Origin of the sequence: Pseudonocardia sp. Ae505_Ps2, from assembly GCF_001932425.1 — a bacterium.
Classification (GTDB): Bacteria; Actinomycetota; Actinomycetes; order Mycobacteriales; family Pseudonocardiaceae; genus Pseudonocardia.
Genome location: NZ_MCIP01000001.1, coordinates 4,759,032 through 4,778,538, shown reverse-complemented (window position 1 = coordinate 4,778,538; position 19,507 = coordinate 4,759,032). Strand labels below are relative to the sequence as shown.

General features: G+C 73.7%; 19 protein-coding genes. 9 read left to right on the top strand and 10 right to left on the bottom strand.

The features are described from left to right. Positions 1 to 8: 8 nt before the first annotated feature. Together Ae505Ps2_RS22380 and Ae505Ps2_RS22375 are read right to left on the bottom strand one after the other, a co-directional pair. Positions 9 to 1,367, bottom strand: coding sequence for a M20 family metallopeptidase (locus tag Ae505Ps2_RS22380; protein WP_212567660.1), 1,359 nt, complete (start codon positions 1,365 to 1,367; stop codon positions 9 to 11). Further along, positions 1,364 to 2,329, bottom strand: a complete 966-nt coding sequence (locus Ae505Ps2_RS22375) for a 5'-3' exonuclease (protein WP_075306332.1) — start codon at positions 2,327 to 2,329, stop codon at positions 1,364 to 1,366. Before Ae505Ps2_RS22375 ends, Ae505Ps2_RS22380 begins: the two co-directional genes overlap by 4 nt. Before the next feature lie 70 nt (positions 2,330 to 2,399). Between Ae505Ps2_RS22375 and Ae505Ps2_RS22370 the strand changes: the two genes are divergently transcribed. From Ae505Ps2_RS22370 to Ae505Ps2_RS22350, 5 genes are all read left to right on the top strand, one after another. Beyond that, entirely contained in the window at positions 2,400 to 3,254 is an 855-nt protein-coding gene (locus tag Ae505Ps2_RS22370) for a GAF and ANTAR domain-containing protein (protein WP_075311786.1), read from the top strand. Between the two features lie 129 nt (positions 3,255 to 3,383). Continuing rightward, positions 3,384 to 4,511 (top strand): Xaa-Pro peptidase family protein, encoded by a 1,128-nt coding sequence (locus tag Ae505Ps2_RS22365; RefSeq protein WP_020622649.1) that lies wholly within the window; start codon positions 3,384 to 3,386, stop codon positions 4,509 to 4,511. 139 nt (positions 4,512 to 4,650) lie between these two features. Further along, positions 4,651 to 4,845, top strand: coding sequence for a PspC domain-containing protein (locus Ae505Ps2_RS22360; protein ID WP_075311787.1), 195 nt, complete (start codon positions 4,651 to 4,653; stop codon positions 4,843 to 4,845). Positions 4,846 to 5,150: 305 nt separating this feature from the next. Next, complete coding sequence (locus tag Ae505Ps2_RS22355; protein ID WP_075553962.1) at positions 5,151 to 5,957, top strand: PIG-L deacetylase family protein; 807 nt, start codon at positions 5,151 to 5,153, stop codon at positions 5,955 to 5,957. A 224-nt stretch (positions 5,958 to 6,181) separates the two neighbouring features. After that, positions 6,182 to 6,958, top strand: coding sequence for a polyprenol monophosphomannose synthase (locus Ae505Ps2_RS22350; RefSeq protein ID WP_075553961.1), 777 nt, complete (start codon positions 6,182 to 6,184; stop codon positions 6,956 to 6,958). Between the two features lie 26 nt (positions 6,959 to 6,984). Here the strand turns inward: Ae505Ps2_RS22350 and Ae505Ps2_RS22345 are convergent, their stop codons facing one another. The 5 genes from Ae505Ps2_RS22345 to ligD all read right to left on the bottom strand — a co-directional run bounded on the left by Ae505Ps2_RS22345 (position 6,985) and on the right by ligD (position 13,560). After that, entirely contained in the window at positions 6,985 to 8,727 is a 1,743-nt protein-coding gene (locus tag Ae505Ps2_RS22345; RefSeq protein ID WP_075553960.1) for a DUF885 domain-containing protein, read from the bottom strand. Positions 8,728 to 8,841: 114 nt separating this feature from the next. Next, a complete protein-coding gene (locus Ae505Ps2_RS22340; protein ID WP_020627709.1) occupies positions 8,842 to 9,183 on the bottom strand; it encodes an RNA polymerase-binding protein RbpA in 342 nt (113 codons plus the stop codon). A gap of 240 nt (positions 9,184 to 9,423) precedes the next feature. After that, positions 9,424 to 10,749, bottom strand: coding sequence for an MFS transporter (locus Ae505Ps2_RS22335; protein ID WP_075306339.1), 1,326 nt, complete (start codon positions 10,747 to 10,749; stop codon positions 9,424 to 9,426). A gap of 64 nt (positions 10,750 to 10,813) precedes the next feature. Further along, positions 10,814 to 11,581 (bottom strand): glycerophosphodiester phosphodiesterase family protein, encoded by a 768-nt coding sequence (locus Ae505Ps2_RS22330; RefSeq protein ID WP_075306341.1) that lies wholly within the window; start codon positions 11,579 to 11,581, stop codon positions 10,814 to 10,816. Between the two features lie 5 nt (positions 11,582 to 11,586). After that, on the bottom strand, positions 11,587 to 13,560 hold the full coding sequence (gene ligD / locus Ae505Ps2_RS34300) for a non-homologous end-joining DNA ligase (RefSeq protein WP_212567659.1): 1,974 nt from the start codon (positions 13,558 to 13,560) through the stop codon (positions 11,587 to 11,589). A gap of 113 nt (positions 13,561 to 13,673) precedes the next feature. Between ligD and Ae505Ps2_RS22315 the strand changes: the two genes are divergently transcribed. Continuing rightward, the gene (locus Ae505Ps2_RS22315; RefSeq protein WP_075306343.1) at positions 13,674 to 13,901 is read left to right on the top strand and encodes a DUF3072 domain-containing protein; all 228 of its coding nucleotides are present in this window, start codon (positions 13,674 to 13,676) and stop codon (positions 13,899 to 13,901) included. Between the two features lie 10 nt (positions 13,902 to 13,911). Here the strand turns inward: Ae505Ps2_RS22315 and Ae505Ps2_RS22310 are convergent, their stop codons facing one another. Continuing rightward, positions 13,912 to 14,304, bottom strand: coding sequence for a VOC family protein (locus Ae505Ps2_RS22310; RefSeq protein ID WP_075306344.1), 393 nt, complete (start codon positions 14,302 to 14,304; stop codon positions 13,912 to 13,914). Between the two features lie 222 nt (positions 14,305 to 14,526). Here Ae505Ps2_RS22310 and Ae505Ps2_RS22305 point away from each other — a divergent pair, with 222 nt between their 5' ends. The 3 genes from Ae505Ps2_RS22305 to serA all read left to right on the top strand — a co-directional run bounded on the left by Ae505Ps2_RS22305 (position 14,527) and on the right by serA (position 17,949). Beyond that, entirely contained in the window at positions 14,527 to 14,751 is a 225-nt protein-coding gene (locus tag Ae505Ps2_RS22305) for a hypothetical protein (protein ID WP_075306346.1), read from the top strand. A gap of 302 nt (positions 14,752 to 15,053) precedes the next feature. Next, on the top strand, positions 15,054 to 16,562 hold the full coding sequence (locus Ae505Ps2_RS22300; RefSeq protein ID WP_075333437.1) for a glycosyltransferase: 1,509 nt from the start codon (positions 15,054 to 15,056) through the stop codon (positions 16,560 to 16,562). Positions 16,563 to 16,749: 187 nt separating this feature from the next. Then, positions 16,750 to 17,949: a phosphoglycerate dehydrogenase gene (gene serA / locus Ae505Ps2_RS22295; protein WP_075306350.1), complete on the top strand. Its 1,200-nt coding sequence runs from the start codon at positions 16,750 to 16,752 to the stop codon at positions 17,947 to 17,949. A gap of 3 nt (positions 17,950 to 17,952) precedes the next feature. Here serA and Ae505Ps2_RS22290 read toward each other — a convergent pair whose 3' ends face one another. After that, a complete protein-coding gene (locus Ae505Ps2_RS22290) occupies positions 17,953 to 18,432 on the bottom strand; it encodes a hypothetical protein (RefSeq protein WP_075306352.1) in 480 nt (159 codons plus the stop codon). A 189-nt stretch (positions 18,433 to 18,621) separates the two neighbouring features. Further along, on the bottom strand, positions 18,622 to 19,098 hold the full coding sequence (locus Ae505Ps2_RS22285; RefSeq protein ID WP_075306353.1) for a GNAT family N-acetyltransferase: 477 nt from the start codon (positions 19,096 to 19,098) through the stop codon (positions 18,622 to 18,624). Between the last annotated feature and the right edge of the window lie 409 nt (positions 19,099 to 19,507).

Sequence of the window (19,507 nt, the reverse complement as noted above, 5' to 3'; positions counted from 1 at the left end):
AGAACGGCTCACTCGAAGAACGCGGGCACGTCCACCGGGCCGCCCGCCTCGGCGAACTCCGCCGCGACCGCCTCGCGCAGCGCCGCGTCGTGCAGCAGGTCGGCCACCACCGTCGCCAGCCCGGCGGCTCCGTCGAGGACCGCACGGTCCCCGGCCGCGCCCGCCGCGGCCTCGGCGAACCCGGTGGTGTGCAGTGCGGTGCCCGGCTCGGCGATCGCGATCATCGGGTGGATCGAGGGCACCCGCAGCGAGACGTTGCCCAGGTCGGTCGACCCGGTCTCGGACTCCGGCACCACCCCGCGCGGGTACACCGTGCGCCCCCGCCCGGCCTGGGCCACCGCCCAGCGCGCGGCGAGGGTCCGGTTGTGCCGGATCGGCAGGTACGGCGGGCGGGGGTCCCAGTCCAGGGTGTGACCGCAGCCGGTCATCGCCGCCGCCGCGACCACGATCGCCTCCACCCGGGCGGTCAGGTCCCGCAGCGTCTCCGGGTGCTGCGAGCGCAGGTAGTAGCGCGCCGCCGCCCGCTCCGGGACGACGTTGGGTGCCTGCCCGCCGTCGACGACGACACCGTGCACCCGGTCCCCGTCGGGGATGTGCTGGCGCAGCATCGCGATCCCCTGGTACCCCATGACGACCGCGTCGAGGGCGTTGCGGCCGCGGTGCGGCTGGGCCGAGGCGTGCGCGGCCACCCCGTGGTAGGTCACCTCGAGCTGCCGGCGCCCCAGGAACGGGTGGTCGGCGATGTCGTGGGCGAACGGATGCAGCATCACCGCGGCGTCGACGCCGTCGAAGGCGCCGTCGCGGGCCATCGTCTCCTTCCCGCCGCCGCCCTCCTCGGCCGGTGTGCCGAGCAGCACCACGGTGCCGCCCACCGGGTGCGCCGCGAGCACCCGCGCGAGCGCCAGGAACGCCCCCACCGCCGCCGCGCAGATCACGTTGTGCCCGCAGGCGTGCCCGATGCCGGGCAGCGCGTCGTACTCGGCGAGCACCGCGACCGTCGGGCCCTCCCCGGAGCCGAGGGTCGCCCGCAGCGCCGTGTCCAGCCCGTGCACGCCGACGGCCGCGTCGATCCCGTGCCCGGCCAGCAGCGCGGCCACCGCGGCGACGGAGCGGTGCTCGGAGAACGCGGTCTCGGGGTGGGCGTGCAGGTCGTGCGACAGCGCCAGCAGCTCGTCCCGCAGCCCGTCGACCGCGGACGCCGCCGCCTCGCGCACCGCGGCCGGGGCGCCGTCGTACGGAGAGGTGATCGGCTCGGCCGCAGCCGCGCGCACCGCGGTCTCCCGGGCCACCGCCTCGTCGTACGCCGACGACGGCGGGACCGGCAGGCAGTGGTCGTGGTCATGGTCGTGCTGGTCGTGGCGGGTCACGACGACGCCGCCGCGTCGAGGGCCTTGCGCAGCCGCCCCACCGAGGACTCCAGACCCCACCGCGCCGCCAGCTCGTCGAGCCGGTCCGGGTCGGCGAACGCCACCGGGAGCACGTCGTCGCGGCTGAGGTCCACCTCGGCGTCGGTCCGCACCCGCACCACCGGCTCGACGACGTCGAGGTAGTCCCGCGCCGCGGCCAGCTTCGCCCGCGGCCCGGCGCCGATCCGGGGGTCGCCGTCGCCGACGGCGGCCAGCAGCTCCGCCCACGAGCCGAACCGGCCCACCAGCGTCGCCGCGGTCTTCGCGCCGACCCCGGGCACGCCGGGCAGCCCGTCGGAGGGGTCCCCGCGCAGCATCGCCATCTCCGCGTAGGCGGCACCGGCCCGCTCCGGGGGCACCCCGAACTTCGCCGCGACGTCGTCCGGGCCCAGGTTCTCGGCCTTGTTCAGCCCGCGGCCGATGTAGAGCAGCCGCACCGGCGGGGCGTCGCGCACGATCTGCATGAGGTCCCGGTCCCCGGACACCCCCAGCACCGGGTCGACGGCCTCGCGGTGGGCCAGGGTCCCGATCACGTCGTCGGCCTCGCAGCCCGCGGCCCCGCCGGTCGCGATCCCGGCCGCCGCCAGGACCTCCATGATCAGCGGCACCTGCGGGGCGAGCGTGTCCGGCACCTCCTCGGCCACCCCGGCCGGGACCTCGTCCCCGGCCCGGCCCGCCTCCACCCGGTGCGCCTTGTACGACGGCAGCGCCGCCACCCGGAACGCCGGCCGCCAGTCCAGGTCCAGGCAGGCAACCAGCCGCGCCGGGCGGTGCTCGGTGACCAGCCGCGCGATCATGTCGGTGAACCCGCGGACCGCGTTCACCGGCGTCCCGTCCGGGGCGGTGACGCTCTCCGGGACGCCGAAGTAGGCACGGAAGTACATGCTCGCGGAGTCCAGCAGCATCAGCGGGCGCTCACTCATGCCGAGAGTCTGGCACCGTCGCCGTACCCGGGTGGGCGCCGGACCCGGCCGGACCGTGCAGAATGTGGTCGTGGAGAACAGCGGAACCACTACGAGCAGCGGACCTGCGGCGGCCGCCGCGGGAGACGAGGACTGGAGCGCCGAGCGCGCCCTCTTCGTGGCCGCCGAGCAGCGCGGCGGGCCCGCCGAGGCCGCCCTCGCCGAGACCGGTCCGCTCGCCCGCGAGTTCACCGCCCTCACCACCGCCCTGCTCGCCTCCGGCTCGGTCGCCGACGTCCTCGCCCGGATCGTCGCGGCGGTCCGCCGGGTCGTGCCCGGCGCGGACATGGTCAGCGTCACCCTCCGCGACGAGGACGGCCGCTTCCACACCCCCGTCGAGACCGACCCCGCCGCCTCGTCGATCGACGAGGCCCAGTACGCCAGTGGCCTCGGACCCTGTGTCGAGGCCGCCCGCGCGGACGGCCCCGCGCTGGCCTCCGCCGACGACCTCACCACCGAGACCCGCTGGACCGACTTCGCCCGTGCCGCCGTCGGGCACGGCTACCACTCGGTGCTGGCGGTCTCGCTCATCCCCAACGCCGAGCCGCCGCGGCTGCCCGGCGCGCTCAACGTCTACGCCACCGAGCGGCACGCGTTCACCCCCGAGGACCGCGACCGCCTCATGCTGCTCGCCACGCACGCGTCGCTGGCCCTGGCCACCTGCGTCGCCGTGTCCAGCTCCGCGCTCCAGGAGACCCAGCTGCGCCAGGCCATCGTCTCGCGCGACGTGATCGGCCAGGCCAAGGGCATCCTGATGGCGCGCCGCGGACTCACCGCCGACGAGGCCTTCGACGTGCTCCGCCGCACCTCCCAGGACCTGAACGTCAAGCTCGTCGAGCTCGCCGGGACCGTCACCGCGCACCCGACCGCCCTCGACACCGACTGACCCGCCGACCGGCTCCGCGGGCGTCCGGTCACGCAGCGCGTCCGGCCGCGCTCCGGCCGCCGCCCGGTCCACGCCGCGGTGCTCCGGGTGGCGGTCGTGTACCCCCCGTGCCCGCCTACGCTCACGGTCATGACCGATGCCGTCCCCACCGAGCTGTTCGCCGACCGGCTGCGCCGTGCCGGCGAGCACGCCGCCGAGCAGGGCTCCGACGTGCTGTTCCTGACCCCGGGAACCGACCTGCGCTACCTGACCGGGTTCGACGGGTCCTCGCACGAGCGCCTCACCTGTCTGATCGTCCCGGCCGCCGGGCACCGGGCGCCGCCCGCGCTCGTCGTCCCGTCGTTGGAGGCGCCGGGGTTCGCGGATGTGCCGCTGGAGGCCCTCGGCATCGACCTGGTCACCTGGACCGACGGGGAGGACCCGTACCTGCTGGTCAGTGACCTCGCCGGCGGTCCCACCCGGATGTCGGTCGACGACGACATGCCCGCCCGCCACGTCCTCGGCCTGCGTCACGCCTTCCCCGACGTCCCGCAGTACCTCGGCGGCACCGTGCTGCGCGAGCTGCGCATGCGCAAGGACCCGGCCGAGATCGATCGCCTGCGCGAGGCCGGCGCCGCCATCGACCGGGTGCACCGGCGGATGGGCGAGTTCCTGCGCCCCGGCCGCACCGAGGCCGAGGTCGGCGCGGACATCTCCGCCGCGATCGTCGCCGAGGGCCACACCGAGGCCGCGTTCGTCATCGTCGGATCCGGACCCAACGGCGCCAGCCCGCACCACGACGTCTCCGACCGCGTGATCGAGCCCGGCGACGTCGTCGTCATCGACATCGGTGGTCCGCTCCCCGGCGGCTACAACTCCGACTGCACCCGCACCTACGCCGTCGGCGGCGAGCCCGGCGCGGAGGTCAAGGAGACCTACGCGGTGCTGCAGGAGGCCCAGGAGCGCGCCGTCGCCGCGGTCCGGCCCGGCGCCACCGCGGCCGACATCGACCGCGCCGCCCGCGAGCACATCGCCGCCGCCGGGCACGGTGAGCACTTCATCCACCGCACCGGGCACGGCATCGGGCTCGACGTGCACGAGGAGCCCTACATCGTCGACGGCAACGACCTCGTCCTCGCCGAGGGCATGACCTTCTCCGTCGAGCCCGGCATCTACCAGGCCGGCAGGTGGGGCGCCCGGATCGAGGACATCGTCGTCGTCACCGCCGACGGCGTGGAGCGGCTCAACACCACCGCCCGCGACCTCGTCGTCCTGTAGCGCCGTCCTGTAGCGCCGCCTCTGCAGGGTCTCCGGGTGCGTTCGGGGTCACCGTCGGGGTGTTCCCCGAGCGCGCCGGGGCCCGGTGGTGCCAAGGTGGGGGAGGTCCGATCCGCACCACCAAGGAGCACCCGTGAACATGCCCGTGTCCCAGCGCCTCGTCCGTCCCCGCAACGGGAATGTGATCGCCGGGGTGTGCGCCGGGCTGGCCGACCGCTTCGGGTTGGGCCGCAACACCGTGCGGTTCCTGTTCGTGTTGTCCTGCCTGCTGCCCGGCCCGCAGTTCGTCATCTACCTCGCGCTCTGGCTGATCATGCCGAAGAGCACGGTCTGACCAGCGCCGATCGAGGGCTGACCGAGCTCTGACCGAGCGCTGTGAGCGCCGTCGCGGGACCCGGTGTGGACCCGCGACGGCGGCCCTGCCATCATCTCCCGCGTGATCGACCCGACGACCGCCACCGCCGCCGCGCGCCCCGTGCGTGCCGCCGCGTGTCGCTGTCGTCGGGGTCCGTCCCCGCGCGGCTGACACCGCCGTCCCGACTCACCGTCCGTGGACCGCTCCCGCCGCCCGGGTACCGACCCGCTCCGGACCGACGTCCGTACCGGCCACCCCGGCCCCGCACGCGAAGCGATCACCAGGTGCACACCCTCTCCGGCCAGACCGTCCTGGCCCTCCACGCCCACCCCGACGACGAGTCGATCTTCACCGGCCTGACCCTGCGCCGCCTCTCCGACGCCGGCGCCCGCGTCGTGCTCGTCATGGCCACCGGCGGTGACCTCGGCGGCTCCCGGCTCCCGCTGGAGCCCGGCGAGACCGTTCCCGACCGCCGCCGCCGCGAGCTCGCCGACGCCGCAGCGCTGCTCGGCGTGCACCGGCTGGTGCTGCTCGGGCACCGCGACTCCGGCCTGCCCGGTGGCGAGGGCCTGCGCCACCCGCAGGCACTCGCCGGTGCCGACCCGGTCGCGCTCGGCCGCGCCGTCGCCGAGATCGTCGACGCCGAGGGCGCCGGCACCGTCCTGCACGACGACGACGCCGGCATCTACGGCCACCCCGACCACCGCGCCGCACACGCCGCGGGCGCCATCGCCTGCTCGCTCACCGGTGCCCACGGCTACCGGATGACCGTCGACCGCGAGCACCTGGCGCTGGCCGCGCGCGACCGGCACCTCGTCCACGGCGCCGCGCACGCCGCGGGCGTCGGCTACGGCCGGGTCACCGCGGAGATCGCCGTCGCCGTCGGGGGCGGGCCTGCCGAGCTCGCCGTCAAGCGGGCCGCGATGCTCGCCCACGCCAGCCAGATCGCGCCCGGCTCGGTCGACGAGGAGAGCTTCGCCGCCACCTACGGCTACGAGTGGTTCCTCCCCGGGGAGAACACCGGCGGCCGGGTCGGCGGCGGGGTCCTGGAGGCGCTCGGCAACGCCCACCTGCTCGCCGGGACCCGCTGACCGCCGCCCCCGTCCCTGCCCCGGCACCGACCGCGTCCGGGCCCGGGTGCGATCCCCTGTCCGGTTCCGTGGCAGAAGCCACCGCGTCGGGCGATCGCACCGCTCCACTACGCTGTCCGCACGACCGCGCTCGGCCACAGCACGACGAGCGGTGACCGAACAGGTGCGGTCCGTACGGGTAGGGTCGTCCGGTCGACACCGATCGGGCGGGGGAGAGGACGAGCATGGTCGAACCGCCGGGCCCGGTCCTGGTCGTGGTTCCCACCTACGACGAGCGGGAGAACCTCGGTCCCGCCGTCGCGCGGCTGCACGCCACGCTGCCCGACGCCGACGTCCTCGTCGTCGACGACGCCAGCCCCGACGGCACCGGCGAGCTCGCCGACTCCCTCGCCGCCGCCGACGAGCGGATCAGCGTCATGCACCGCTCCGGCAAGGACGGCCTCGGCGCCGCCTACCTCGACGGCTTCCGGCACGCGCTGACCGGCGAGCACCAGGTGGTCGTCGAGATGGACGCCGACGGCTCGCACGCCCCCGAGGACCTCCCCGCGCTGCTCGCGGCGATGGCCGACGCCGACGTCGTCCTGGGTTCCCGTTACGTGCCCGGCGGGCGCGTCGTGAACTGGCCCTGGCACCGCGAGGTCCTCTCCCGCGGCGGCAACCTCTACTCCCGCCTCGCGCTCGGTGTCCCGCTGCGGGACATCACCGGCGGCTACCGGGTCTACCGGCGCACGGTGCTCGAGCAGCTGCAGCTGGACTCGGTCGCCTCGCAGGGCTACTGCTTCCAGGTCGACATGGCCTGGCGGGCGCTGCAGGCCGGATTCCGGGTCCGCGAGGTCCCGATCACCTTCACCGAGCGTGAGCGCGGCGCCTCCAAGATGAGCGGCGGCATCGTCGCCGAGGCGCTGTGGCGGGTCACCTGCTGGGGGCTGTCGCACCGGCTCGGCCGCGACATCCCCCAGCACCCCGCGGGCCCGGTCACCGAGGGCGCCACACACGGCTGAGCCGCGCGCGGCGCCCCGGTGCGCCGTCAGGCGCGCGCTGCCGGCAGCGCCGCCAGCTCCGGCACCAGGTCGTCGAGACCCAGAGTGCCCTGCGCGAGCGCGGCGGCGTGCCACGCGGCCAGGTCGAACTCCTCGCCGCGCGCGGCGTGCGCGGCCCGCGCCCGCTCCCGCCCGGTCAGCCAGGCCCGCTCACCGAGCTTGTAGCCGATCGCCTGGGCCGGACCGCCGAGGTAGCGCAGCAGCTCCGAGTCGGCCATCGCGTCCCCGCCGCCGACGTGCCGGCCGAAGAACTCCCGTCCCAGCTCCGGGGTCCACCGCAGACCGGGCCCGACCGGGGAGTCGTCGGGGATCGGCAGCGACAGGTGCATCCCCAGGTCGATCACCACGCGCACCGCGCGCAGCATCTGCGCGTTGAGGTAGCCCAGCCGCGAGCCCGGGTCGGTGTGGTGGCCCAGCTCGTCCATCAGCAGCTCGGCGTAGAGCGCCCAGCCCTCCACGTCCGCGCTCACCGCGCCCACCAGCGACGTCTGGAACGTCGACAGCTCCCGGCTGCGCACCGCCCACGACGCCAGCTGCAGGTGGTGACCCGGGACGCCCTCGTGGTACCAGGTGCTGATCAGGTCCCACAGCGGGTAGCGGTCGTCCTCGCTCCGGGGCAGCCAGGTGCGGCCCGGACGGGAGAAGTCCAGCGCCGGCGGTGTGTAGTACGGCGCCGTCGCACTCCCCGCGGGCGCCAGCCGTGACTCGACCTCCCGCAGCCGGCCGGACAGGTCGAAGTGGACGCCGTCGAGCTCCGCGATCGTCTCGTCCATGATCTTCTGCAGGTGCGCCCGGGCGGCCTCCCCACCGACGACGACCCCGGTCGTGCCCCCGTCGGTCTCCAGGAGCTCCATCGCCTCGCGCACGCTGCCGCCGGGCACGATCCGCGCGGCCTCGACGGCCATCTCCGCGCGGATCCGGTGGAACTCCGACCAGCCCCACTCGTAGGCCTCGGTGGTGTCGATGTCGGCGCCGTTCCAGAACCGGTTCGCGATCCGGTACCGGTCGGGGCCCACGCCGTCCGGGGTCCCCGCGGCGGCGGGCAGGTACTCCGCGGCCAGCCAGTCCCGCAGCTCGCCCAGCGCGGTCGTCGCCTCCTGGGCGCCGCGGTCCAGGTCGGCGCGCACGGCGTCACCGACGGAGGCCTCCGCGGCGAACGCGGCGAACCAGCCGCGGCTGCCCGCGTCGCGGTTCCAGGCGTCGATCTGCTCGGTCACCCGCACGACCTGGCGCGGCGCGGCGAACAGCCCGCGACGGCATCCCTCCGCCAGCGACGCCCGGTACCCGGCGAGTGCCTCGGGGACCCGGGTCATCCGCGCGGCGACGGTGGCCCAGTCCTCGTCGCCGTCGACGGGCATGAGGGTGAACGCGGTCCGCAGGGTCGCCAGCGGGCCGAAGAGCTCCTGCACCGCGCGCAGGGGCTCCCCGGAGGTCAGGTGGTCGAGACGCTCGCCCAGCAGCCGCGCGCAGCGACGCTCGTCGGGGTCGGCCGGCTCCCGTGCGCCCGTGGTGGCGTCCAGCCGGTCCAGGGTCTCCCGGCAGACGGCGACGAGCGCGGCGGTGCCGTCGGGGGACAGGTCGGGCAGCTCGTCCTGCCGCGCGGTACCGCCGAGCTCACCGGCGAGGATCGGGTCGAGCTCGGTGAGGCGCCGGACGTGGTCGTCGGCGAGGTCCCGGACCGCCCGGCTGGGGCGTGCGGTGCGGTGGGTCCCGGTCTGCGTGTCGTTCATCGCCGGTCATCATGCCCGGACGCCATGGAGCCCGGACCCCCTCAGGGGTCCGGGCTCCATGATCACCGCGGTCACCGGGCGGTGGTCCGGTATGTGCCTGTGGCGCGGCCGGGATCAGGCGATCTCGGCGCGCCGCTCGCGCAGCAGCTCCAGGCGCTCGTCGAGCAGCTCCTCGAGCTCGGCGATCGACCGGCGCTCGAGCAGCATGTCCCAGTGCGTACGCGGCGGCTTCTGCTTCTTCTGCTCCGGCTCGGTCCCGTCCACCCGACGACCGACGCCGCCCTGCGGGGACTCCCACGTCGCGGGAGCCTCGGCGTCGTTCGCGAACGGCACCTGGAACTCGTAGCCGGACTCGGACACATAACGGACCATCTGCCGCGGCGCCAGGTCGTGGTTGCGGTCCGTCTCGTAGCTGACAGCCCCGAGCCGGCTGCCACGCAGAACGCGGTCGGCCATGCGTCACCCTCCTGTAGCGCGATGTCGAGGGAGCACCTCGACGGTTACGTCTCCGCCACCGGGTGTAACGTGCGTAGAGCTAGGATATTCCGGCGGCAGGGCAGAACGGACCGCTCGAGTTACCTCGCGGTAACCCGCTCTGCGCCCGATTGACCAGTGTTCCCTATCGCCGCCATCTACACACTCTGATGTGACGTGTCAGCCATGTGTGATGGTGCTCACGTCGACGTCGACGAGTGTTCACACGGCGGACCGGACCGGTGCACGGTCGGGGGAGCGCACCGGCAGCAGCGCGACCAGTCCCGCCGCCAGGACCAGCACGATCCCGACCGTCCCGGCCCGGTCGGAGCCGAACGCGTAGGTGAACACCCCGATCAGCGCCGGCGCCAGGAACGACACCGCGCGCCCGGTCGTCGCGTACAGGCCGAACAGCTGGCCCTCCTGCCGCGCCGGGCTGACCCGCAGCAGGTACGACCGCGACGACGCCTGCGCCGGCCCCACGAACAGCCCCAGCACCAGCCCGAAGATCCAGAACATGGTCGGACCGGACACGAACAGCAGGACCACGCCCACCGCGACGCTGCCGGCCAGCGACCCCACGACCACGGCCTTGGGCCCCAGCCGGTCGTCGAGCCGGCCGCCCACCACGCAGCCCAGCGCCGCGACCACGTTGATCGCCACGCCGAAGATCAGCACCTGTCCCGGCTCCAGGCCGTACACGGTGACGGCGAGGACCCCGCCGAAGGCGAACACCGCGTTGAGGCCGTCCCGGTACAGCGCGCTCGCCCCGAGGAAGTACACGGTGTGCGGGCTCGTCCGGTACAGCTCGCGCAGGTCGGCCACGAGCCTGCGGTACGAGCCGACGACGCCCAGCTTCGGCGCGTCCGGCGTCGCCGGCGGTGTCTCGGGCAGCAGGAGGAACATCGGCGCGGCGAACACCGCGAACCACACCGCCGCCACCAGCACCGCGATCCGCACGTCGAGGCCGTCGGTGGTGGGGACACCGAGCAGCCCGCCGTCGCCGGACAGCAGGAACACGTACACCGCGAGCAGCAGCACGATCCCGCCGATGTAGCCCAGCGACCAGTCGAATCCCGACACCCGCCCGACCGTCGCCGGCGTCGACACCTGCGCCATCAGCGCGTAGTAGGACACGTACGCCAGCTCGACGAAGATCGACGCCAGGGCCAGCAGCAGCAGACCCAGCCACAGGTAGGACCAGTCGTCGCGGACGGCGAACATCCCGGCCATGCAGAGCACGACCAGTGCCGTCCACAACCCGGTCGCGCGCACCCGCCGGCCCGTCCGGTCCGCGCTCTGCCCGATCACCGGCGCCATCAGTGCGATCAGCACCCCGGCCGCGGCCGTCGACCAGGCCAGCCAGCTGTTCGCGCTGACCGTGCCGGGCAGGTCCGCCCCGACCGCGTCGGTCAGGTACACCGAGAACACGAAGGTCAGCGCGATGTGCTGGAACCCCGACGAACCCCAGTCCCACAGCCCCCAGGCCCACACCCGGGATCGGCGGGGCGGGGCCGGCTCTGCGGTCGGGACGGTCGAGGCGGTCACGGCGCGAGCGTATCGACGCCCGCGGGACCCGGCCTCCGATCATCTACGCAGACGCCCACCCCGGTCAGCTCCCGACGACGTCGAGCAGCCGGTCCGGCCGGTCGGACAGCAGCCCGTCCACCCCGAGGGCCAGCAGCCGTCGCATCTCATCGGGCTCGTCCACCGTCCACACGTGCACCTCGTGCCCGGCCCGGTGCGCCGCCTCGACGAACCGCCGGTCCGAGGCCACCGGGATCGGCCCGAACGCCGGTGGCACCTGCGCGAACACCCCCGCCGGCGACGGCAGCAGCCGGCCGGGGACACCCCACGCGCGGGCCCGCAGCGCGACCACCTCGGCCTGCCCCATCGACGTGCACAGCCGCGCCCCGGCCAGCGTCCGGGCGACGTTGAGCCACCGGGCGGAGAACGAGCCCAGGCACACCCGGTCCCAGGCGTCGGCGGCGTCGAGCACCGCCAGCGTCGGCGCGACGACCTCGGCCGACTTCAGCTCGATCGTCACCCGCACCCCGGGCAGCGCGGCGAGCACCCCGGCCAGCCGGGGCAGCGGCTCGGTGCGCTGTGCCCCGGTGACCCGCACGGTGTCGAGCTCCGCTGCGGGGCGCGCGTCGATCCGGCCGGTGCCGTCGGTGGTGCGGTCCAGCGTCGGGTCGTGGTGCACGAACGGCACCCCGTCGGCACTGGCGTGCACGTCCATCTCGACGTAGCGCAGACCGTGGTCGGCGGCGGCGGTGAACGCGGCGACGGTGTTCTCGCAACCTGCGAGCTCCCCGACGTGCCAACCGCGGTGGGCGTAGGCGCGCGGGTGCGGACCGTCGAGGTACGGGTGGTGCACGGCGGTCAGCCTGGCACCTGCCCGATCACCCCACCACGGGGGAGCACGAAACCCTGGGTGTCGATCAGGGGACGCATCAGGTCCCCGTGGGTGTCCAGCCGTGCGGGGAGGTCGTCGAGGGTGAACACCAGGTCGGCGGGCTCGCGACAGCCCTCGACCTCGGCCCAGGTGAGCGGGGTCGCCACCGTGGGGCGCTCGCGCCCGCGCAGCGAGTAGGAGGCGATCGTGGTCTTGGCGGTGGCGTTCTGGCTCCAGTCGACGAAGATCTTCCCGCGGCGACGCGCGCGGGTCATCACTGCGATCACCTCCCGCCGGTGCTCCAGCGCCAGCCGCTCGGCCACCTCACGGGCGAACCCGCTGGTCCGTTCCGGGTCGGTGACCCGCACCGGCAGGTAGAGCTGCATCCCCTTCCCGCCCGACGTCGACGGGTACACCGGCAGACCGTGATCGTCGAGCAGGTCCCGCAGCCACAGCGCCACCCGGGCGCAGTCCACGATCGTCGTGCCCTCGCCCGGGTCCAGGTCGAACACCACCCGGTCCGGCGGCCGACGCCCGTCGCGCGGGCCGAGCCGCCACTGCGGCACGTGCAGTTCCAGCGCCGCCAGGTTCGCCGCCCAGGCCAGCCCCTCGGCGTCGGAGAGCACCGCGAAGTCGGCGGACTCCGACCGGCCGCCGGGCGTCCCCACGCGGGCGGTGCGCAGCCAGTCCGGGGCGTGCCGGGCCACGTTCTTCTCGAAGAACGACTGCCCCTCCACCCCGTCCGGCCAGCGCTTCAGCGTTGCCGGCCGGGCCTCGATGTGCGGCACCATCACCTCGGCGACGGCCAGGTAGTGCCCCAGCACGTCGGCCTTGGTCGTGCCGGTGGCGGGGTAGAGCACCTTGTCCGGGTTGGACAGCGCCGCCCGCCCGTACCCCGCGCGCTGTGCAGACCCGCGCTGTGCAGACCCGCGCCGGGCCGCCTTCCGGCTCGCGCCGTCCACCAGGACCTCCCGCCAGTCGTCGCCCGCGCCCTCGGGGTACCCGGAACCGGCCCGGACGGCGACCACCCCGGGCAGCCCCTGGTCCCGCACCGCGTCGAGCAGCCGGGCACCCGCGTTCGGGTACGACGGCACCGCGCGCCGGTGCGGCCCGTCCAGCGGCAGCTCCTCCAGCAGTGCCCTCCGCTGCTCGACCGGCAGGGCCCGGACGTCGCGGCCACCGGTGTGCAGCACGTCGGCGACCCACAGCTCGCCCCGGTCGGTCAGCTCGGCGTCGAGCAGGTGCCCACCGGCGCCCAGCGCGGGCCCCAGGCCCCGCAGCGCGCCCGGCGGGTCGAACGCCTCCCCGGGGCGGCCCTCGGCGTCCACCGGGCGCAGGGTGAGCCGGCCGCCGTCGGACCGCACCAGCACCCGCCGGCCACCGAAGACCGGGCGGACCGTCCAATCGTCCCCGGTGGGCAGGCGGTCGGCGGACCGGGGGACGGCCAGGACGACGTCGTGGGGGAGCGGGTCGCCGCCGGCGCCCATGCCGTCGGGCTGGTCCCGGGTGCGACGCAGCAGCCAGCCGTCCTTCCGGCCGCCGGAACTCCGGTGCAGCAGCACGAACCGGCCGCGGACCCGCTCGCTGTGCAGGACGAACGCGATCTCGCGGTCGTCCCACTTCTCGGTGTCGTAGCGACCGTGGTCCCAGATCGCCATCCTGCCGCCGCCGTACTCGCCGCGCGGGATCTCCCCGGAGAACTCCAGGTACTCCAGGGGGTGGTCCTCGGTGCGCACCGCCATCCGGACGGTCTCGGAGTCCTCCGGCAGCCCCTTGGGCACCGCCCACGACGCCAGGACACCGTCACGTTCGAGCCGCAGGTCCCAGTGCAGCGCCGTCGCGTGGTGCTCCTGGACGACGAACCGGTTGCCCACGGCGCCCGGCGGGCCGGCGTCGTGCTCGGGCACCGGCTCCGGCGTGCGCCGCGGGTCGCGCCGGCGGCGGTACTCGTCCAGGGGCACGACGGCAGCGTAGTGACCGGCACCGACACCGGCCGGGTTCTTGTTATGACAGTTCCGGTGACGGCGGGACGGCTCGACGTGCGGGGAGTGGCGGTCGAAGATATGTTCGACCCATGACCAACGACCACAGCACCGACGCCGTCGACCCCGGTGCGGCCGAGAAGGACCCCGCCGACTGGACGACCGGCGACGAGCCGATGACCGGCCCGCAGCGGTCGTACCTGGAGACGCTGCTGCAGCAGGCCGGGCAGGACGCCCCGGACGACCTCGACGGGCTCACCAAGGCCGAGGCGTCGAAGCGGATCGACGAGCTGCAGGACGTCACCGGCCGCGGGAACTGACACCGTCCGCTCAGGGCGCGACGAGCTCCACCTCGAAGCCCTCGGCGTTCTCCAGGAACAGCGCGGTGTGGTCCGGGCCGCCGGCGTGCGGGTAGGTCTCGCCGAACAGCTCGGACCACCCGTGCGCTGCGCAGTCCGCCCGCAGCGCGTCGAGCCGGGCACGACCGGGCACGGTCAGGGCCAGATGGTTCAGGCCCGGCCGCATGCGGTCGTGCACGCCGTGGACGGCGGGCGACTGCTCCAGGACGACGTACACGCCCGACGGATGGGTCCAGATCCGTCCGTGGTCCCAGTCGTCGCCACGCAGGGTCCAGCCGAGCCCGGTGAGGAGCCAGTGGAACGACGGCGCCGTCCCGGCGAGGTCTCGGGTCCAGAGTTCGAGATGATGGATGGCGGCAGTCACCGGGACATCTTAGTGCTGAGCCGATAATGCACGTTATGACAGTTCGAGTGCTGCGAGGAGGGGCCGCGGATCCACCCCGGCGCCCCGTCGCCCGATCTGCTAGGACTGCCATGGCACCGGCGAGCGCGCCCAGTTCAGGCAGGCGTTCGTGGGTGGCGTCGGCACGGCCGCCCTGGTGTCCAGCCGGTGCCCGGCGTGCCATGGGACCGGGAAGGCGGCCGCGTGATGCTCTCGGAGTGGTGGATCGTCGCCGCGGCAGTGGTCGGCGTCGTTGCCGTGCTGTCGATCGGCGAGTTGATCATTCGCAGGCGGCGACAGGCGCGGGTGGCGGGTCTCCAGGCGAGGGTCGACCGCCTTCGCGAGGAGCTGGCCGAGGCCGTGGAGAAGGTCGAGGACGACGCGCAGCAGCAGACGCCCGACGCCCGGAAAGCGATGGGCGGCGAGTAGAACGAAGCGGCCCCCGCCCGGGAAGGCGGATTCAAGAGGTCGCTGCAACACCGCTGGCGGGTCAGGCGGACAGCAGTTGACGCAGACGCTCGGCTGGAGTTTCCAGCCGAGCGTTGTGCGTGGGGCGACCTCCTTCTCGAGCACGCACCGTATCTAGTCAGTTCTGATGAGTTACATCGGACGAAGCAATCTTCTCACCCGTACGGGCGACATACGTGACAGTGAGGGCGGCCCCAGGCCCTCCGGTCACGCCTCCACCAGGTGATGCGTGGCCCCGCGCCCCTGGAAAGGCACCACATTCCGTGATCCTGCACGACCCGACCGAGCGCCTCATCCCCCATGCTCCCGAGACCGGGGTGACCTGCGCCGAGGTCATCCCGCACGTTCTCCCCGAGCAGCGTGTTGCGGAACTCGACCCGCCGACTGCGCGGCTCGACCTCCCCACGATCCAGCTCACGTCGCGTCGCCCGAAGGCGCCCGTGCAGCCCGACGAGGTCGTCGTCGCCCCACGCCGCGGGCTCGTGCTGACCCTGTTCCTCGTCATCCTCGCGGCCGCCGCCGCGTGGCTCTGGTGGCGCGGTGTCCCGTCGTGGTCCTACTACGGCGCCGCCGTCGGTGTGCTGCTCGGCGGCAAGCTGGTGTTGTCGCTGCTGCGCCCGCCACGCTGGACGCCGGCGCCCGACACCACTCGGGTCTGCGTGGTCGTCCCGATCTACAACGAGGACCCCGCCATCGTCGCGCGGTCGCTCGCATCGATCGAGGCCCAGACCCACCAGCCGACCTACGTCCGGATCATCGACGACGGCTCCCCCGACCGGTCCGCCTACGACTACGCCGTCGAGTGGGCGTCGACCCGCCCGTGGGCGAAGGTGATCTACCAGGAGAACGCGGGGAAGCGCGAGGCGATGGGCCGTGCGTTCCGCGAGCTCGTCGACGACGTCGACGTGTTCGTGTGCGTGGACTCCGACACCGTGCTGGAGCCGTCCGCGATCCGCGAGGGACTGGCCCCGTTCTCCGACCCGCGCACCGCCGCGGTCACCGGCACCGTGGTCGCCCTCAACCAGGACAAGGGCCTGCTCCCGCAGCTCCTGGACCTGCGGTACGTCAACGCCTTCCTGTACGAGCGGGCCGCCTACTCCCGCCTCGGGTCGGTGCTGTGCGTGTGCGGCAGCCTGGCGTTCTGGCGGGCCGACATCGTGAAGCAGCGCACCGACGAGTTCCTCGGGCAGCAGTTCCTCGGCGAGACCTGCTCCTACGGCGACGATCGGCACCTCACCAACTTGTCCCTGCTGCACGGCCGGGTCGTCATCGCGCACCGCGCCGTCGCCCGCACCGCCGTCCCCGAGAAGGGCGGCCACCTCATCCGGCAGCAGGTCCGGTGGGGCCGCAGCTTCTTCCGCGAGAGCCTGTTCGCGCTGACGAACCTGCGCCCGAAGCGGGCCGCGTGGTGGCTGACGCTGCTGGAGACCGTGTCCTGGGTGGGGTTCACCGCGGGCCTGGTGCTCGCGCTGTTCATCCTCCCGGCGATGACCGGTGAGGCCCACTGGATCGACTACCTCGTGTGGGTCGTCCTCGCCGGGTACGCCCGCTCGGTGCACATGTTCTCGGTGCGGCGCGCCGGCCGCCCCTGGTGGGTGCAGACCGGGGTGTTCCTCATGGCCCCGCTCTACGGGATGATCCACGTCCTCGCGCTGCTCCCCCTGCGGCTCTGGTCGCTGGCCACACTGCGCTCCACCTCGTGGGGCACCCGCGCCAAGGGCGTCGGGGTCGCCGCCGCCACGAGCTGGCGGGGGCACGCCTGCCCCGCATGACCTCCGAGGGCCTGCCATCCCGCGTCGTCGACCGCGAGCACCGCCGATGGATGCTGACGTTCGAGCGGCTCGGCGGGCCCCTCGTCTGCAAGGACGCCTCGAACGTCCGGGCATCCCGGCAGCTCGCCCCCCCCGCTCCCCCGGCCCCGATACCCCCGCGCCCCACCCGGCGTCCTAGGTTGGACACGTGAAGGTCCTGCTGCTGGAAAACATCCACCCCGGCGCCGCCGAGGCGTTCCGACGCGACGGCTTCGAGGTCGAGACCCGACCCGGGTCGCTCAGCGGCGACGAACTGCGCGAGGCGCTCGACGGTGTGCAGCTGCTCGGCATCCGCTCCAACACCACGATCACCGCCGAGGTGCTCGACGCCGCGAAGGATCTGCTCGCCGTCGGCTGCTTCTGCATCGGCACCAACCAGGTCGACCTCACCGCGGCCGCCGAGCGCGGCATCGCGGTGTTCAACGCGCCGTACTCCAACACGCGCAGCGTCGTCGAGCTGGTCATCGGCGAGATCGTCGTCCTGGCGCGACGGTTGACCGAGAAGACCCAGCGGATGCACGAGGGCGTCTGGGACAAGTCGGCCAAGGGCGCCCACGAGATCCGCGGCCGCACCCTGGGCATCGTCGGGTACGGCAACATCGGCACCCAGCTGTCCAACATGGCCGAGGCCATCGGCCTGCAGGTCGTGTTCTACGACACCGCCGACCGGCTCGCCCACGGCAACGCCCGGCGGATGCCGAGCCTGGACGCCCTGCTGGCCGAGTCCGACGTCGTCTCCATCCACGTCGACGGCCGCCCCGGCAACGCAGGTCTGTTCGGCGCCGAGCAGTTCGCCCGGATGAAGCCCCGCTCGATGTTCATCAACGCCTCGCGCGGCATGGTCATCGACGAGCTGGCGCTGCGGGAGAACATCCTGTCCGGGCACATCGCCGGAGCCGCCGTCGACGTGTTCCCGGTCGAGCCCAAGGCCCAGGGTGACCAGTTCGACTCGCCGCTGCGCGGCCTGGACAACGTGATCCTGACCCCGCACATCGGCGGATCCACCCAGGAGGCGCAGGAGGGCATCGGGGCGTTCGTCTCGCGCAAGCTGCTCGACTTCGTGCAGCTGGGCGCCACTCCCCTGTCGGTCAACCTGCCCAATGTCAGCGCCCCGAACCCGCCCGGGGTGTTCCGGACCGCCTACCTGCACACGAGCACCCCTGGCGTGCTCGCCGACATCAACCGGCTGCTGGCCGACGCCGGCGTCAACGTCGTCGGGCAGGCGTTGTCCACCGGCGGCGACCTCGGCTACGTGCTGACCGACACCGACCAGGTCCTGCCCGAGGACGTGCTGTCGGCGCTCCGCCGGGCCGCGCAGACCGTCTGGCTGCGCTCCTTCCGGCTCTGAGACTCACGCACAGGCGTTCGCGCCGTACTCCTCGACGTCGGAGGGGTGCATCGGACCGTGCACCCCGTGGAAGACGACGAACTCGACGCCGGTCGGGCGGTGGAACAACCCGCCCGTCCGGCGTCGGTACACCAGCGGAGCGCAGCGGTACCCGAACACGGCCCGTGCCCAGCCTTCGGCCTCGCCGCGCGCCAGCGGCTCCGACCCGGTGACGGCGAGCTCCCAGATCCCCACACCGGTCGCCGGGGAGCTCGTGTCCGGCGCGGTCGAGGCCACCAGCGTCAGCTCGCCAGCCCCCCGCATCGCCGGGACGACGGTCCGCACGCGGTGCCAGTCGGGCACCGGCTGCGGGTAGGGGTAGGCCAGCAGTCCCGCGCGCAGCGCGGTGACCGGTCCCCCGTGTCGTTCGTGGATCAGCTGTGCCAGATCCACCGAACGCTTGCGGCGCAGGTCGGCGTTGACCAGACGCGCTTCGACCGTCATTCCCGTGGCCCTCATTCCCGTCCCCGCGCCCCGGGACGGACCTCCGGCGCTGAGGCGGCGCGGTGGGGCCCGACGCCCGGGTGGGAGGACCCTCGAACGGTCCGGCGTCGGCGCCGTGTTCTACGGCTCGTAGAGCATTCTAGATCACATCTCGCAGCCGGGCGAGAGCGGGATCACATGACGGCCCGATCACACCTCGCGCCGGTAGTGCGCGCTCAACGGATCGACCGGGTAGTCGGCGAACGGCGGGCAGCGGACGAAGCCGGAACGCTCGTAGAGCCGCCGGGCCGGGGTCCAGTACTCCCCCGAGCCCGTCTCCAGGTACACCGCCCGGTGTCCGCGTTCACGCGCCGCGTCGAGCAGCCGGGTCAGCACCGCGGCGCCCACACCGCGACCGCGGGCGTGCTCGGCCGTCCGCATGGACTTGATCTCCGCGGCCGGGTGCTCGGGCACCGCCCCGGCTGCCAACGTGCTCAGCGCGCCGCAGCCGAGCAGGGAGCCGTCGTCGTCGCGGGCGACCCACAGGGTCACCCCGGGCCCGCGGAGCCCGTCGAGGTCCAGGGCTTGTGTGCTCTCCGGCAGCCCCTGGGCGTGCATGTCGGCGACGTGCCCGGCGAGGAACCCCTGGACCTCCGCCCCGGACAGGTCGTCGGTGTCGATCTCCATGTGTACCGTCCCTGTCCTTCCCCGGCCGACCCTGCTCAAGAATTGCTCAAATACCGCGCCGACCCATTCGGCACGCTCCTATCGTCGGTGCATCGCACTTTCACCGGCGGCGGGCGGCCGCGTACCGACCGGCGAGGAGAACATCGTGAGCGCAGTCGTCGCAGTAGTGCTGGTCATTGAGGTGTTCTCAGTAGCGGGGTGGCAGGTCGTGGCGACACGCCGAGGGTGGTGAGATGAGCGGGAACGGGGCAGGACCCCGGTAGATCGGTTCGGTCCAGCACAGATCGACACCGTCACCGAGGTCCTGCATGTCTGATCCTGTCACCTACACCGCTGTCCTCCCGATCGGGGAGCGCACCGTGGCCTATCTGGCGCGGCTCCTGGTCCTTCAACGCCGTCGACGTGGCAC